The organism is Acidiferrobacterales bacterium (assembly GCA_028820695.1).
In the GTDB taxonomy this organism is placed as follows: Bacteria; Pseudomonadota; Gammaproteobacteria; order Arenicellales; family JAJDZL01; genus JAJDZL01.
The window spans coordinates 1-14,197 of the sequence record JAPPIB010000050.1; the positions used below are offsets into that span (position 1 = coordinate 1).

General features: G+C 53.3%; 14 protein-coding genes and 1 pseudogene. 11 read left to right on the top strand and 4 right to left on the bottom strand.

Going from position 1 to position 14,197, the window contains the following annotated elements:
• Positions 1-175: 175 nt before the first annotated feature.
• Positions 176-478, top strand: a pseudogene (locus tag OXI60_08250) (transposase).
• Between the two features lie 260 nt (positions 479-738).
• On the opposite strand, the gene OXI60_08255 reads toward OXI60_08250, so the two are convergent.
• On the bottom strand, positions 739-990 hold the full coding sequence (locus OXI60_08255) for a DUF1902 domain-containing protein (protein MDE0309804.1): 252 nt from the start codon (positions 988-990) through the stop codon (positions 739-741).
• A gap of 505 nt (positions 991-1,495) precedes the next feature.
• Between OXI60_08255 and OXI60_08260 the strand changes: the two genes are divergently transcribed.
• Positions 1,496-1,720: a hypothetical protein gene (locus OXI60_08260; protein ID MDE0309805.1), complete on the top strand. Its 225-nt coding sequence runs from the start codon at positions 1,496-1,498 to the stop codon at positions 1,718-1,720.
• Positions 1,721-2,566: 846 nt separating this feature from the next.
• Here the strand turns inward: OXI60_08260 and OXI60_08265 are convergent.
• The 3 genes from OXI60_08265 to OXI60_08275 all read right to left on the bottom strand — a co-directional run bounded on the left by OXI60_08265 (position 2,567) and on the right by OXI60_08275 (position 4,437).
• Positions 2,567-3,184 carry a transposase gene (locus tag OXI60_08265; protein MDE0309806.1) on the bottom strand — a complete coding sequence of 206 codons (618 nt, stop codon included), beginning with the start codon at positions 3,182-3,184 and terminating at the stop codon, positions 2,567-2,569.
• A gap of 80 nt (positions 3,185-3,264) precedes the next feature.
• The gene (gene ruvX, locus OXI60_08270; GenBank protein MDE0309807.1) at positions 3,265-3,732 is read right to left on the bottom strand and encodes a Holliday junction resolvase RuvX; all 468 of its coding nucleotides are present in this window, start codon (positions 3,730-3,732) and stop codon (positions 3,265-3,267) included.
• Between the two features lie 84 nt (positions 3,733-3,816).
• The gene (locus tag OXI60_08275) at positions 3,817-4,437 is read right to left on the bottom strand and encodes a YqgE/AlgH family protein (protein MDE0309808.1); all 621 of its coding nucleotides are present in this window, start codon (positions 4,435-4,437) and stop codon (positions 3,817-3,819) included.
• 471 nt (positions 4,438-4,908) lie between these two features.
• Between OXI60_08275 and OXI60_08280 the strand changes: the two genes are divergently transcribed.
• From OXI60_08280 to OXI60_08320, 9 genes are all read left to right on the top strand, one after another.
• Positions 4,909-5,730 (top strand): SDR family NAD(P)-dependent oxidoreductase, encoded by an 822-nt coding sequence (locus OXI60_08280; GenBank protein ID MDE0309809.1) that lies wholly within the window; start codon positions 4,909-4,911, stop codon positions 5,728-5,730.
• 123 nt (positions 5,731-5,853) lie between these two features.
• Entirely contained in the window at positions 5,854-6,615 is a 762-nt protein-coding gene (locus OXI60_08285) for a metallophosphoesterase (GenBank protein ID MDE0309810.1), read from the top strand.
• 105 nt (positions 6,616-6,720) lie between these two features.
• Positions 6,721-8,715 carry a transketolase gene (gene tkt / locus OXI60_08290; protein MDE0309811.1) on the top strand — a complete coding sequence of 665 codons (1,995 nt, stop codon included), beginning with the start codon at positions 6,721-6,723 and terminating at the stop codon, positions 8,713-8,715.
• Between the two features lie 51 nt (positions 8,716-8,766).
• A complete protein-coding gene (gap, locus tag OXI60_08295; GenBank protein ID MDE0309812.1) occupies positions 8,767-9,774 on the top strand; it encodes a type I glyceraldehyde-3-phosphate dehydrogenase in 1,008 nt (335 codons plus the stop codon).
• 8 nt (positions 9,775-9,782) lie between these two features.
• Complete coding sequence (locus OXI60_08300; protein ID MDE0309813.1) at positions 9,783-10,979, top strand: phosphoglycerate kinase; 1,197 nt, start codon at positions 9,783-9,785, stop codon at positions 10,977-10,979.
• 6 nt (positions 10,980-10,985) lie between these two features.
• Positions 10,986-12,410: a pyruvate kinase gene (gene pyk, locus OXI60_08305; GenBank protein MDE0309814.1), complete on the top strand. Its 1,425-nt coding sequence runs from the start codon at positions 10,986-10,988 to the stop codon at positions 12,408-12,410.
• Positions 12,411-12,459: 49 nt separating this feature from the next.
• Positions 12,460-13,485 (top strand): fructose-bisphosphate aldolase class I, encoded by a 1,026-nt coding sequence (locus OXI60_08310; protein MDE0309815.1) that lies wholly within the window; start codon positions 12,460-12,462, stop codon positions 13,483-13,485.
• A gap of 15 nt (positions 13,486-13,500) precedes the next feature.
• Positions 13,501-13,734 (top strand): MoaD/ThiS family protein, encoded by a 234-nt coding sequence (locus OXI60_08315; protein ID MDE0309816.1) that lies wholly within the window; start codon positions 13,501-13,503, stop codon positions 13,732-13,734.
• 2 nt (positions 13,735-13,736) lie between these two features.
• The gene (locus OXI60_08320) at positions 13,737-14,189 is read left to right on the top strand and encodes a molybdenum cofactor biosynthesis protein MoaE (GenBank protein ID MDE0309817.1); all 453 of its coding nucleotides are present in this window, start codon (positions 13,737-13,739) and stop codon (positions 14,187-14,189) included.
• Positions 14,190-14,197 lie beyond the last annotated feature (8 nt).

The window sequence follows — 14,197 nt, forward strand, 5'->3', positions numbered from 1 at the left end:
GCTTCATCTCCTTTTCATCAAGGCTGATTCCTCGATACTTTTCCCATAGGCGAACAGGGGTGCAAAACGCAGCTCAGTTCAATGATTTTATTTGTCGTGCTCACGCACATCAAATAAAATCCTATTCACTATGTCGTCCACGACATAGTGGGGAATTTCAACCGGTATCCACAAGTGTTTGATGAAGGATCGAGAGGAGCTGTTAGCGTTTTACGATTTTCCGGCCAAGCACTGGCAGAGTATTCGGACATCGAACCCGATCGAATCGGCGTTTTCGACTATTCGGCACCGTACAAAACGCTCGAAAGGATGTTTAACCCGATCGGGAATGTTGTGTATGATGTTCAAATTGGGTCAGTGTACGCAGCAAAACTGGCGTCGGCTACGAGGTTTTAAGGAGTTAGGGAAAGTCATTGAAGGGGTGCAATTCAAAGACGGAATCGAAGTGAAACAGGAAACCGACCAGGTAGCCGCTTGAAACTCTCTGCCCCGTCACGCACCACTTTTAGCGATAACTCTGTTTATGAAGCATTTCAAAAGTTAGAATGCCTTAGGCAAACCAGCCTGTTTCAGAACTGAATTTGCAGTATGCCTTGATTTGATGGCACTATCAACTGGAAAATTAGTATTGGATTTTGGGCTGTACCATATCTCGTGATCTCCCTTTCCTTGCCTGACTTTGTTGCAGCCAGACTTAACAAGGATTCTTTTTAGTCTTCTGGTGTAATTCGCCACCAGTTAAGAAACCTGAAGTTCCTCTTCAAATCGCTTGTAATCAGCAGAGATTGAAATTTTGTCCGACGGTGCTTTCATCAGATGATTGTTGAGTTCACACAATTCCGGTACTAATACCTGTAATTTAGAAATTAATTTCTGTAGTGAGCTTGCTTCGGCTACTAATCCTGGGACATCATCACTGACCGCAACCCAAACCTGTGCTTCAGGGTCCCAACTGGCAGAAATACAAATTTCATTACTTTCACTAAACATTTTGTAAAAAACTAATCTATGTCCTAGCTAAGTGCATTAGGAAACTACGAATAAAATCAAAAGATACTTAACCTATTATACGATTTGTAATATTACCCAACTTAACCTCGAATCGAAAATTTGCAAAAGTTCGGATACGTTGGAACGCCAGGCTAACTGGCATTAGGGCAGTCGGTGAAAGTCCGATAGATGGTAAATGTTAACCACATGCTGTCGCCGCGAGCCGTGCGCCAATATTCGCGAGGGTATTGGTGAAGTGTCGGCAGCGGTACGCATAGCCATGATGATTGAGCATCGAAAACGAAGATGTACAGAGTGTCGAGGCTGTCAGCGTGGCCGAAGGCAATATCGGCTGTACTGTAATGGTGAGGTGCAGCTGAGCTCTGCGGTTTCGAGGGAATCGATGAATGTGCGCACGCGCTGTGTCGGGACCTGGGAGGGGTTTATCTTTCCTTGACGGTCGTGTCAAGGACGCTGAAAGAAAGGAGGTATTCTGAATTTAAAGATGAACGGGGTAAACCAGTCGGATGCAGGCATAGTACTGATGACAGCGGCGAACAAAGAGGCGCAAGCCTTGGCGGAGTCGAACGAGGGAAGGGCTGCAACCAAAGGGAATCTGCAAAGCCGAAGCACGTGCTGCACACGGGGGCGGCAGAGCGTGTCACAGGCGGTTGTCACCGTCTATGCTGGAAAAGCTCTTGAAATATGGCTTTTGTTAAGTGGCAATTAGGAAATTTTATGTGGTCACATTTCTAAATCTACCGCTTTCAAGAGTTGTTTTGAAATTTCGACACAAGAGCCTGTCAAATCCACCGTTGAAAAACGGATTTCGTGATTCTGTATTGTCATTGCTTCATTGACGGCTTCGCCAACTACTGGATGGAGTAGCAGTCCCGTTGCGTTTCGTGCCAATTCAGACTGCTCTGCGTATTCGCTGGAAAATTGCTTGGCACAGAGGAAGTTACAGCAAAGGCGCAGCAGCTGTTTACCAACAGGTTGTTAAATTTACGAAGCCGATACAGCGAGGCCGAAACCTTGCGTGTGTTTTACCAGGTATGGAATAAGCCGCTGGTAACGATCAATGGTGAGCACTTGATTTCGAGCGTGATGCGCCTGTGTGGCGGGAGAAACATTTTTTTCGGATGCATTGCCTATGGCACCGCGAATAAGCGTTGAAACTGTTATCCGACGCGACCCCCAGGTTATTGTTGCGAGTGGACACGGTGAGCAAGAACCGGAGTGGCTCGACGAGTGGCTGCAGTGGCCAACGATAACAGCAGTTGCCCAAAATCACCTGTACTTCATTCCGCCGGACATTCTACAACGCCACACCGTAAGAATCCTGGACAGCGCACAAATGATGTGCGAACATCTACATTCCGCCAGACCCTCCAGCAAATAAGCATTTTCGGTGTCGCAGCCGATATCAGTCATTCAGGCTGACAAGACTGAAAATCAGCCATCAACTGTCCGGCTTTATGCAACAGCTTTTTCAGGGTTCCCTGACCCAAAGTCTTCGCTGTCAAATCGTCACCCCAAACCATTGTGCAGCCGGTGGATTATTCGGCAGAACGAATTAAACGATTGTTGTGTGAAGCTTGCGGGGCGGAGGGGCAATGCCCATAGCCTTGTAAGTCGCAGCCTGGTCCGCATCGGCACTGGCTGTTATTCGGACATGCAGCATACGCCCGTCTTTTCGCTCAAATGAACTCGTCGTGCGGGTGATCGTGCAAAGCGCATCTCTCACCGTCGTCCAGCTGTCATGACAGCCATTAGCCTTCATCCGTGTGCGAAGCACACACACCGCCTGATAGGCTAATACCGTAATCAGCAAATGCCCATTGGCACGATGCTGCTTTTGGTGATACACCGGACGCAGTCCCAACTCGGATTTCAACGACCGGAATACCGCCTCTACCTCACTGAGCGTCATATAGGTGCGCCACATCGTCTCGACATCCCAGTCAACGATGTTGCTGCGAAAGCAATACACTCCGGGATGCGTGGCCATGGTGCCGTCAACCGGCTCGCAGCGCCACGACAGACGCTCAACCCGGGTCTGGCTTTCATCGCGATGAACATCAATCCTGTAATGCTGCGCCACTCGTGCGTTGGTTTTCTCAATGCGCCCGATCCGTCGCTCAATGTATTCCGCCTTGTTGCGCGCCTTGGGTTTTTCCAAAGCCTCATTCATCTGTGCCAAAGCGGCCTCAAATCGCTTCCTGAACCGATTGATGATGCCGTTTTCAGTTATGCAGGTTTTACGGTGAATGTTTACGGTGAATGTCTCAATTCGCCGGCACCGGCCAGGAAGGTTTCCAGAATGATTTCGGCTGCGATCATGTTCCTGAGCTCAGTTTTCTTTCGATTGCTGACGCGTCTGCTCAAGGCATTGATGCGATTTGATGATTCTTCGGTACTGAGTCTTTCGTTGGTTTCAAAAACCGGCAGGGCGTACACACGTTCGAGCATTCTCACAAATACCCTGATCTCGCCCGACAGATTCCCGTTGCTGTCCGAATCGGTGAATGGCACACCCACAACAAAACAGTCAGGTTTCCATGTATCCACCAAGCCTTTGATTTTTTCCAGGTCCGGTGTTCCGTTGCGAACGTGGACGATGTCGATACCCTGGGCGGTTCCAATCTGACGGTTGCCGGCGGCAACACCGATTCTCTGCGTGCCGTAATCGAAAGCCAGCACTGAGTTGAGATTCTCAAGTGACACTGCAGACGAGTCCAAGATGCCTAACTCAGATTGCAGGATGTTCTCAACGCGGGGATCACAGCGTCACCCCGGACTATCGGGTAATCTGTTCCGAAGGAGTCAGGCGTGACCTGCCACTGTCGATAGTGATTCGATATCAATTCCGACCAACGATGCTGCCTTGTGCCACCGCTCGTGGATTGGGGTATCGAACAGGATGGAGCTGTCAGCCGGTGCGGTCAGCCACAAATTTTCCTGCATCTCAGATTCCAGTTGCTCGCTTTCCCAGCCTGAGAAACCGAGTAAGAGAATGCATCGGGACGGACCGCGTTTTTCTGAGATTGCTTCAAGGACATCTCTCGACATCGTCAATCCGAGTTCCGAGCCGACTGCGATTGTCGCATCCCAACTGTTGCTGGAGTCGTGAAGAACCAGCCCTCTTTCCATCTGGACCGGACCGCCCAAAAAGACAGGGATGTCATTCTCCGGAACATCATCGACGTCAAGATCAAGCTCAGTCAATATGTCCTTCATGAAAATATCGGTCGGTTTGTTGACGACGATTCCGAGTGCGCCGGATTCGTTATGCTGGCAAACAAGAACAACACTGCGATCGAAAATCGAATCCGTCAGCGATGGCATTGCGACGAGAAATTGATTGGTCAGCCAGGACATGCGGGTGAGATGTGGTTGAAAACACTGGTCATAACTCGGGACATTATACAGAACGAATTTGGTCATAAGTTCCGCAAAAGCGTCGTAAACCCATGATGGAACCGCTCCATCGCCACAGATTCGACAGGTTTGACGGGATCTCGCGATTGCGCGATCTCGAACTCTCCGAGACGTTCTCGATTCCGTGTCGGTGCGCTTGAGGTCAGTCACAATCAGTACCAGTCCGTGGTCCTCACATCGAACACAATTGGACTTGGCTCGGTTTCCCGATTGTCTTCGGGTCCTGAACCGAATTCACCCGCCGCTGAGAAGCTGCCACTTGGCTTTTCAAGGCAGACTGCCGATTCAGGCAAAGAATTTTCAATCGGCAGTTCAAATAGAACATGAGTGAGACTCATTGCTGTATAGTTGAAGCTTGAATCCTTATTGCTTTGCACGGACAGTAACGGGTCTGGATCAGACAGCTGGCACATTGGCCGACAACACCGCGATAATCGATTGATTGTCTGACTCTGTCCGGTGCAAGGATACCAAAGTATGTCACAAGCCTCCACCAATCCGAATGACAGCTTTCTGACAGGCCGTACGGCTGTGGTGACCGGCGGATGTTCCGGAATCGGACTGGCATCCGCACGCAGTCTGGCACAATGCGGTGCAAGGGTAGCCATCGGCTCGCGCATAGGCAACCGAGACCAACGGGAAGTCGATGCAATCCGCGACTCGTTTTCGGTCTACGGGCAAGATGTCTTTTTGGGACATGTGGATGTATGCGATAGCGATTCGGTTGCAACTTTTGTTTCCGCAGTTCGTCAGCGATTCGACCGGGTTGACATCTTGGTGAACTCCGCAGGCATTGCCGTTCAGCACGCCGTTGCCGGACATCCCGACGCGCCTTGGAATCAGGTGATTGAAACCAATCTGACTGGTGCGTTTCGCATGACGCGCACGGTAGTGGCTGAGATGATCGAGCGGGGCTGGGGAAGAATCATCAATATCGGCTCCACTGCCGCGACAGTCGGTTGCGAAGACAATGCAGCGTACTGTGCATCCAAGGCGGGACTATTGGGATTGACCCGTTGTGTGGCACTTGAGGGAGCGCCGCACGGGGTCAGCTGCGTAATGATTTCCCCGACCTGGGTCGAGACTAAAATGATGCGCGACGATACCGAGCTGATGGCGCAGCGCGAAGGAGCCGGACGCAGCTCATCCGATGTCATTGCCGACATAATCGCCGACAATCCCCAAAATCGGATGATCCAGCCAGAAGAAATCGCGGCGACGGTGATCTTCCTGTGCCGGGAAGAGGCTTTCGGCATGTCCATGGACAATATTCAGGTGACTGGCGGAGCGCTTTGGTAATCGAAACTCCCTGGAATTGAATCTGCAACACATGCCTGGCCATAATTTCAAGCTGACAGAGCAGGGAAAGGACCCGTACACGACACTTGCCCGTGCCAGCCGATCGTTCAGAGCGCTTGCATAATGAAAATCTTGATCTATTCGGATTTGCATCTTGAGTTTTCGAACTGCGATGTTCCGCGTTCGGGTTACGATGTCGTCGTCCTGGCAGGTGACATACACTTGGGCAGTCAGGGAGCGAGTTGGGCGAAATCCAATTTCACGGAAGTACCGGTCATCTACCTGTGTGGCAACCACGAATACTATCGCGGTGAAGTGGCTGCTGTGCACCATGCAATCCGACAGGAGACCAAAGGCTCCAACATACACTTCTGCGAAAATCGCTCAGTCGAAGTCGGCAACGTCAGGTTTCTATGCGCCACGTTGTGGACAGATCTGAGGAGTACCGGCGATGAGCTGCAATTGAAGGCTCTGGGGTCTCATATGATGAATGACTATCGTCTGATCAAGTTTGGAGATCGGGTGCTTGACCCTGACGACACACAGCGCTTCCACTTCGAGTCGCGTCGCTACCTTGAGTCGGAACTCAACGACTCGTCTCGCGCCGCAATGAAGACCGTTGTCGTCACGCATCATGCGCCATCATTGAAATCACTTCGATATGAAAGGGTTGATCCGGAATTCTCGTCTTTCTACGCATCATCGCTGGATGATCTGATCATGCAAAGCCAAGCCAGTTTGTGGATTCATGGACATACCCACGAGTCCGTCGACTATCAGATCGGCACGACACGTGTTGTTTCCAATCCCCGCGGTTACTCAACAATACCCAATGAGCACGGCAACCCAAACTTCAGGGCAGAATGTATAATCAGCGTTCAATGAATCTCTCATCGACGCCCGACAAATTGAGCCATCACGATGAGCGTCCGAAAACTCTTTTGATTGATTGGTGAAGTGGGCAGCAGGCGCAGTGCTGTGGACCTCGAGATAACTCCAACACGACTGGAAAAAGCCAACGCAATACGCGCGTTGGCAATGGACGCGGTGCAGGCCGCAAAATCCGGACATCCCGGTATGCCGATGGGCATGGCCGACATCGCCGAAGTGTTGTGGTGCGATTTGCTCAAGCACAATCCAGCCAATCCGAAGTGGCGTGACCGCGACCGGTTTGTACTGTCGAACGGGCATGGCTCAATGCTGATCTACGCCTTGCTTCACCTGACCGGATATGAACTGTCGCTGGATGAGATCAGGAATTTTCGTCAGTTGCATTCGAAAACACCGGGCCATCCGGAATATGGACTGACACCCGGCGTCGAGACCACGACAGGTCCGCTGGCGCAGGGACTTGCAAACGCAGTCGGTTTCGCCATGGCAGAGAAAGTACTGGCAGCACAGTTCAATCGGCCAGGCCATCAGATTGTTGACCATTACACCTACGCGTTTGTCGGCGACGGTTGCCTGATGGAAGGACTTTCCCATGAGGTGGCTTCGCTGGCCGGTACCCACAAACTCGGCAAGCTGATTGTGATCTATGACGACAATAATATTTCGATTGACGGAGAGGTTTCCGGTTGGTTCACTGACAATTCTGCCGATCGGTTCCGTGCTTATGGCTGGCATGTAATCGATGAAATTGACGGCCACGATCCGACGCAGGTGAAAGACGCGATCGGTGCCGCAATGCTGCAAACTGACCAGCCGAGCATGATCTGCTGCAAGACCACCATCGGATGGGGCGCGCCCAATAAGGCGGCAACAGCCGCCGCGCATGGCGCACCGCTCGGCGATGATGAGATCGCACTGACCCGAAAGAATATCGGGTGGGAGTATCCAGCATTTGAAGTTCCCGCTTCCATCTATGCCGCGTTCGACAGCACTGCGCGCGGCGCTCAGCTTGAATCGCAATGGAATGAACGGTTTGTCTCTTACCGAGAGGCATACCCGGAACTTGCGGCTGAGTTCAGGCGTCGCATTGATGGCGAGTTGCCGGGAGATTGGAATTCCAGCAGCGCCAAAGCAGTTGCTTGTGTCAGCGACACAGCTCTCGCCACCCGACAGTCCTCAAAAGTCGCACTTGAATCATTCGGACCCATGTTGCCGGAACTCATTGGAGGGTCTGCCGACCTGACGGGGTCCAATCTTACGTTGTGGAGTGGCTCAACGGTCAATGACAGCTCCAATCCGCAGGGCAACTACATCTATTACGGCGTGCGGGAGTTCGGAATGACCGCGATCAACAACGGACTTGCACTGCACGGCGGGCTCATTCCATACGGGGCGACATTCCTGATGTTCTCGGAGTATGCCCGAAACGCAATTCGGATGGCTGCACTGATGCGGGTGCGATCCATCATGGTCTTGACACACGATTCAATCGGGCTTGGCGAGGATGGACCGACTCATCAAGCGGTCGAACAGGCCGCGACCCTGCGATTGATGCCGAATTTGTCGGTCTGGCGTCCGTGTGATTCACAGGAGACGCTGGTTGCATGGAAAGCTGCCATTGAACGCAGCAACGGACCGACATGCCTGTTGCTCTCGCGCCAGAAGACATCACAGCAGTCGCGTGACCCCGCTGCAACAGATCAGATCGCAAGAGGCGGGTACGTCCTGATGGACTGCGAAGGCATTCCGGAAGCCTTGATCATCGCCACCGGCACCGAAGTGGAATTGGCAGTTAATGCGGCTCGGTCACTGGCAGCGGCGGGCAGGCGAATCCGCGTGGTGTCGATGCCATCTACGGATGTCTTTGAATCGCAAACTGAACAATACCGGGATTCGGTTCTCCCGCCGAGTGTATCCGCACGCGTCATCGTCGAAGCGGGGGTTACCGCCCTGTGGTCGAAAGTTGCGGGGCCCGGCGGACGTATTCTGGGCGTGGACCAGTTCGGTGAGTCGGCCCCGGCCGAAGATGTATATAAGCTGTTTAACCTGACTGCCGACGCAGTCGAGCAAGCAGTACTGCAGCTGCTCGATTGACAGGCGCGTTGAACAGGTGTTCAACCATTCTCAAAATAGGTAGATATAACCATGACAGTAAAAGTCGCCATCAATGGATTCGGCCGAATCGGCCGCAACATCATGAGAGCACTATATGAATCACCGAAGCATGACCTGGCTGTGGTCGCGGTCAATGATCTGGCGGATACCGAGACCAATGCGCATTTGCTCCAATACGATACTGTCCATGGAAAATTCGCGGGGACGGTTGAAGCAGTGGATAACGGATTTACGGTGGATGGCAACCTCGTGCGCACATTTTCGCAGAGAGTACCCGCAAGTCTTCCCTGGAGCGAGCTGGATATTGACCTTGTTCTGGAATGCACGGGGTTTTTTGCGAGCAAGGACAAAGCATCCGGACATCTGGAAGCGGGGGCTTCCAAGGTTCTGCTTTCGGCACCCGGAAAAGGGGTCGATGCGACGATCGTCTACGGCGTGAATCACGATGTCCTGGATGCCTCGCATACCGTAGTCTCCAACGCTTCATGTACCACCAACTGTCTGGCACCGATTGCCAAGGTTCTGAATGATGCGTTTGGAATCCGCTCCGGATTGATGACAACGGTGCATGCTTTCACCAATGATCAGGTGCTGACTGATGTATTCCACACCGATCTGCGGCGCGCCCGGTCGGCGACCCAGTCCATGATTCCGACCAGCACCGGCGCCGCGGCTGCGATCGGCCTGGTCCTGCCGGAACTGGATGGCAAGCTGGATGGTTTTGCGGTACGGGTGCCGACGGTGAATGTGTCATTGGTCGACCTGACAGTTGAAACCGAATCAGATGTCAGTGTCGAGGCAATCCACGAATCAGTCAGATCGGCGGCACAGGGCCCGCTTGAGGGGATACTCGCATTCAATGACAAGCCGCTGGTTTCGGTCGATTTCAACCACTCCTCGGTGTCATCGGTTTTTGAGGCATCGACCACCCGAGTCGTGGGCGATCGGGCGGCCAAGGTATGTTGCTGGTATGACAACGAATGGGCATTCTCGAATCGAATGCTGGATACCGCAGCAGCATTCATGAATGTTTCCTGACGCTGAATATGTTGAGACTGCAACAGGTTGATATTCAAGGCAAACGGGTGGTGATCCGTGCCGATCTGAACGTGTCGATTCACGATGGTGAGCTATACGGCAAGGAGCGTATTCACGCCGCGATGGATTCGATCAGATACGCGTTGGATCAGAACGCCTCGATTCTGATCCTGACACACCTGGGTCGGCCCGAGGAGGGAAAGTCTGACCCCGATTATTCGCTTGAGCCTGTTGCCAAAGCGCTTTCCGAACTGCTCGGGTGCGAGGTCCAGTTCCTGCGGGACTGGATTGGGGGAGTGTCCTTGCAGCCCGGACAGGTGGCGCTGTGTGAGAATGTCAGATTTCTCAAAGGAGAGGGGTCCTGTGATCCGTCACTGAGCCGACGGATCGCCGATCTTGGAGATGTGTTCGTGTTCGACGCATTCGGTGCCGCGCATCGCCGGCAGGCTTCGCTGACAGGCGTCATCGAATTTGTCGAGACTGCTTGTGCAGGACTGCTGGTCCAGCAGGAGATCGACTCACTTGATCGCGCGCTGAATGAACCGGCGTCACCATTCGTATCGATCGTAGGCGGTGCGAAAATTCAGGGTAAGCTGCAGACGCTGGAACAGCTCTCAGGCATGTCCCGGTATCTGATTGTGGGCGGGGGTATTGCGAACACATTTCTTGCGGCGAGTGGATATGGCGTTGGCAAGTCACTTTATGAACCTGAACTGCTGGGCGTCGCGCAACGGGTTCTGTCCACAGCCGAGTCTGCAGGATGTGAGATTCCCTTGCCGCGGGATGTGGTGGTAGCGCCGCAGCTCGCACCCAGTATCGAGAGTTGTGAGAAACAGATAGACGAAGTTACAGCAGACGACATGATTTTGGATATCGGCACCCGAACCCGGCAGATGTATCAGTCAATCATCGCCGAATCCGGGACCATCGTATGGAACGGTCCGGTCGGCGCATTTGAATTTGCACCTTTCGATATGGGTACACGTTGTGTTGCTGAGGCCGTAGCAGCGAGCGGGGCATATTCCGTTGCCGGTGGCGGCGATACGCTGGCGGCACTGGAAACATTTGAACTGATGGATCAGATTTCATACGTCTCAACAGGCGGCGGCGCATTTCTGGAGTATGTTCAGGGCAGTGAATTGCCCGCAGTCCGGGCTTTGGAAGAACATGCCGCCAGATACGCAGCCGCACATGTGGCAGCTTGAGCGGGAATGGTATTGAGGCAGACAAAAATTGTAGCGACGCTGGGTCCGGCAACTGATTCGGACCGAGAAATGAAGCGACTCATCGAGAAGGGTCTGAACGTTGTCCGGGTAAACCTTTCGCATGGAACGGGCGACGATCACCGAAAGAGAATCGAGTTGGTGCGAAAACACGCTTCATTGCTGAACAGGCCGATCGGCATACTCGCCGACCTGCAGGGGCCGAAAATTCGGATCACCCGATTCATTGACGGACAAGTCATACTGCAGGAAGGCGAGAAGTTCGAACTTGATGCTGAACTGGAAGAGGGTGCCGGTACCGGCAAACGCGTCGGTGTCACCTACAAGAATCTTCCGCGCGATGTCAAACTTGGAGATGTCCTGGTCATCGATGACGGAAATATCGTGCTGAGGGTCACTGAGGTTCTGGATCCTGTCATCACCACCGAGGTTTTGGTCGGCGGACCATTGTCCGATTCAAAGGGAATCAATCGGCAAGGCGGGGGTTTGACCGCGGAGTCTCTCACGCCCAAGGATCATCAGGATATCCGCCTTGCTGGCGATATCGACGTGGACTATCTGGCGGTTTCGTTCGTACGCAACGCGGTCGATGTGAACTTTGCCCGCGAACTGTTGCGGGCGACCGGTTGTGAGGGTGGCATTGTCTCGAAGATCGAACGTGTCGAAGCGGTTGAGAATTTTGACGAGATTGTGGAAGCGTCAGACGGAGTGATGATCGCGCGCGGAGATCTCGCGGTCGAAATCGGTAACGCCCAATTGCCGGGAGTGCAGAAACGTCTGATCAAGGCGGCCCGCAAATGCAACAGATTCGTCATCACCGCGACACAGATGATGACTTCGATGATTACGAATACCACACCGACGCGGGCGGAGGTTCTTGATGTCGCCAATGCGGTACTGGACGGTACCGATTCGGTCATGCTTTCGCAGGAGTCGGCGGTCGGCAAGCATCCGGCCAAAGTTGTGGCAACGGTCAATCGAATTTGCCGCGGCTCGGAATCGACTGATCCGGCGGTGGATCGTCTGGAACGCAGCGAAGAGCAGTTTTCCGGTACCGAAGAGGCAGTCGGAATGGCGACCATGTACACAGCCCGGCACTTTGATGTCACCGCAATTCTCTCGTTGACCGAATCCGGGTCCACTGCCAAATGGCTCTCGCAGACATTGTCCGGAATCCCCATCTATGCGCTGACCTCGCACGCATCAACACAGCGCCGTGTGACGATGTTCAGGGGGGTTCATCCAGTCGACTTTGAAATGGACAAGGACTCCGATGTGCCGATCGAACATCAGGCGGTGAGTGAATTCCTGGACCGGGGAATTATCGAGAAGGGTGACATCCTGATCGTCACGCGGGGCGAGGTGACCGGGATCAAGGGTGGAACCAATACAATGAAAATCATAACCGTTTGAATCAGATTCAGCGGCGAATTTATGTCTTTGAGGTATGGAGAAGCAGGATATGGAATTGGAAAGACTTGAAGCGACAGCGCGCCAGATGGTTGCTCCGGGACGGGGCATTCTTGCCATGGATGAAAGTACCGCAACGTGTACTGCCAGATTTGACAAGCTTGGCGTTGCATCAACCGAGGAGAACCGTCTCAGTTATCGGCAAATGCTGGTCACAGCACCAGGTATTTCAGACTACATCAGCGGAGCGATCTTATTTGACGAGACCATTCGTCAGAAAGTGAAAGGCGAGGTTCCGTTCGCTTCATATCTCGACCGCATCGGGATTGTTCCTGGAATCAAGGTGGATAAGGGGGCCAAGGTATTGGCCGGACACTCGAGCGAGAAAGTGACTGAGGGTCTGGACGGTCTTCGCGAACGACTTGAGGAATACGTCACACTGGGTGCCAGATTTGCGAAGTGGCGCGCAGTCATCACAATCGGTGACGGTATTCCGACAGACGCCTGTATCATGGCCAACGCACATGCATTGGCGCGTTATGCGGCGTTGTGTCAGGAAGCCGGTGTGGTACCGATCGTCGAACCGGAGGTTCTGATGGACGGAACCCATGACATCGCAACCTGTCGGACCGTAACGGAAACAACCCTGGGTGTCGTTTATGAACAGCTTCACCAGCAAGGTGTTGTGCCAAGTGGCACCGTGCTCAAGCCGAATATGGTGCTGTCGGGCATGGACTGTGCGCAACAGGCCAGTGTTGACGAAGTGGCCGAACAGACAGTCGACTGTCTGCGGGCTACGGTACCTTGCGAGGTGGCGGGTATTGCGTTTCTCTCAGGCGGTCAGACCGACGAGAAGGCGACTTTGCACCTTAACCGAATGAATCAGCTTGATGTCGATCTGCCGTGGCCTCTGACTTTTTCCTATGGACGGGCGTTGCAACAGGCTCCGATGAAGGCATGGAGCGGTGACAATAGCAGGCAGGCGGAAGTTCATGGCCAGGCATTGCGCCGGGCAATGGTCAATGCATACGCGTCCAGGGGTGAATATACTAGCGAGATGGATGGTGAAGCCGCCTGAACGAGAGAACTCGCCGTGACAATTACAGTTCGATTTTTCGCAAGCCTGGCAGATCGGGTCGGTCGACGCGAGCAACTGATTTCGGATGAAGGCATCCATACCGCGAGAGATGCATGGATGCATTGCGTGAGCGAAATGCCGATCCCCGGCAATGCCTTGGTTGCGATCAATCGGGAGTACTCGGACTTTGACGCAACGGTCAAGGAAGGCGATGAGGTCGCCTTTTTCCCACCTGTTACAGGAGGATAGCAGTGCGAATCGAAGTGCTTGAGTCGGCTTTTGATCCTTGGCAGGAGGTGCTTGAGCACGAGTCGTCACTGACGCCGGGTTCATTCGGCGCGACGGCGGTTTTTGTCGGTACCATGCGCGACATGAACGAAGGTGATGCGGTTACCCGAATGACGCTCGAGCATTATGCGGGAATGACAGAGGAGCATCTTGCCCAAGCGGCACATCAGGTTCAGGCTGACCACGAAACAGTGGATGTCGTAATCTTGCATCGAATCGGTGATATCGCACCGGGTGACCCGATAGTATTGGTGGGAGTGTGGTCCAAGCATCGCGCTGAAGCATTTGAAGCTTGCGAGAAGCTGGTTGAATATCTCAAGTCACAGGCACCGTTCTGGAAGAAGGAGCAGCTATCCGACGGTGCGAATCGCTGGGTTGAGCATAATACCCCAGGCCCCAAGGGGGCTGTAAAATAGACAGGTAA

Bases quoted from the DNA above. Each gene is read 5' to 3' on its own strand.
- OXI60_08255 (MDE0309804.1), bottom strand. From the start codon at position 990: ATGTTTAGTGAAAGTAATGAAATTTGTATTTCTGCCAGTTGGGACCCT.
- OXI60_08260 (MDE0309805.1), top strand. From the start codon at position 1,496: ATGAACGGGGTAAACCAGTCGGATGCAGGCATAGTACTGATGACAGCG.
- OXI60_08265 (MDE0309806.1), bottom strand. From the start codon at position 3,184: ATGAATGAGGCTTTGGAAAAACCCAAGGCGCGCAACAAGGCGGAATAC.
- OXI60_08275 (MDE0309808.1), bottom strand. From the start codon at position 4,437: ATGACCAAATTCGTTCTGTATAATGTCCCGAGTTATGACCAGTGTTTT.
- OXI60_08280 (MDE0309809.1), top strand. From the start codon at position 4,909: ATGTCACAAGCCTCCACCAATCCGAATGACAGCTTTCTGACAGGCCGT.
- OXI60_08285 (MDE0309810.1), top strand. From the start codon at position 5,854: ATGAAAATCTTGATCTATTCGGATTTGCATCTTGAGTTTTCGAACTGC.
- gap (MDE0309812.1), top strand. From the start codon at position 8,767: ATGACAGTAAAAGTCGCCATCAATGGATTCGGCCGAATCGGCCGCAAC.
- OXI60_08300 (MDE0309813.1), top strand. From the start codon at position 9,783: ATGTTGAGACTGCAACAGGTTGATATTCAAGGCAAACGGGTGGTGATC.
- pyk (MDE0309814.1), top strand. From the start codon at position 10,986: ATGGTATTGAGGCAGACAAAAATTGTAGCGACGCTGGGTCCGGCAACT.
- OXI60_08310 (MDE0309815.1), top strand. From the start codon at position 12,460: ATGGAATTGGAAAGACTTGAAGCGACAGCGCGCCAGATGGTTGCTCCG.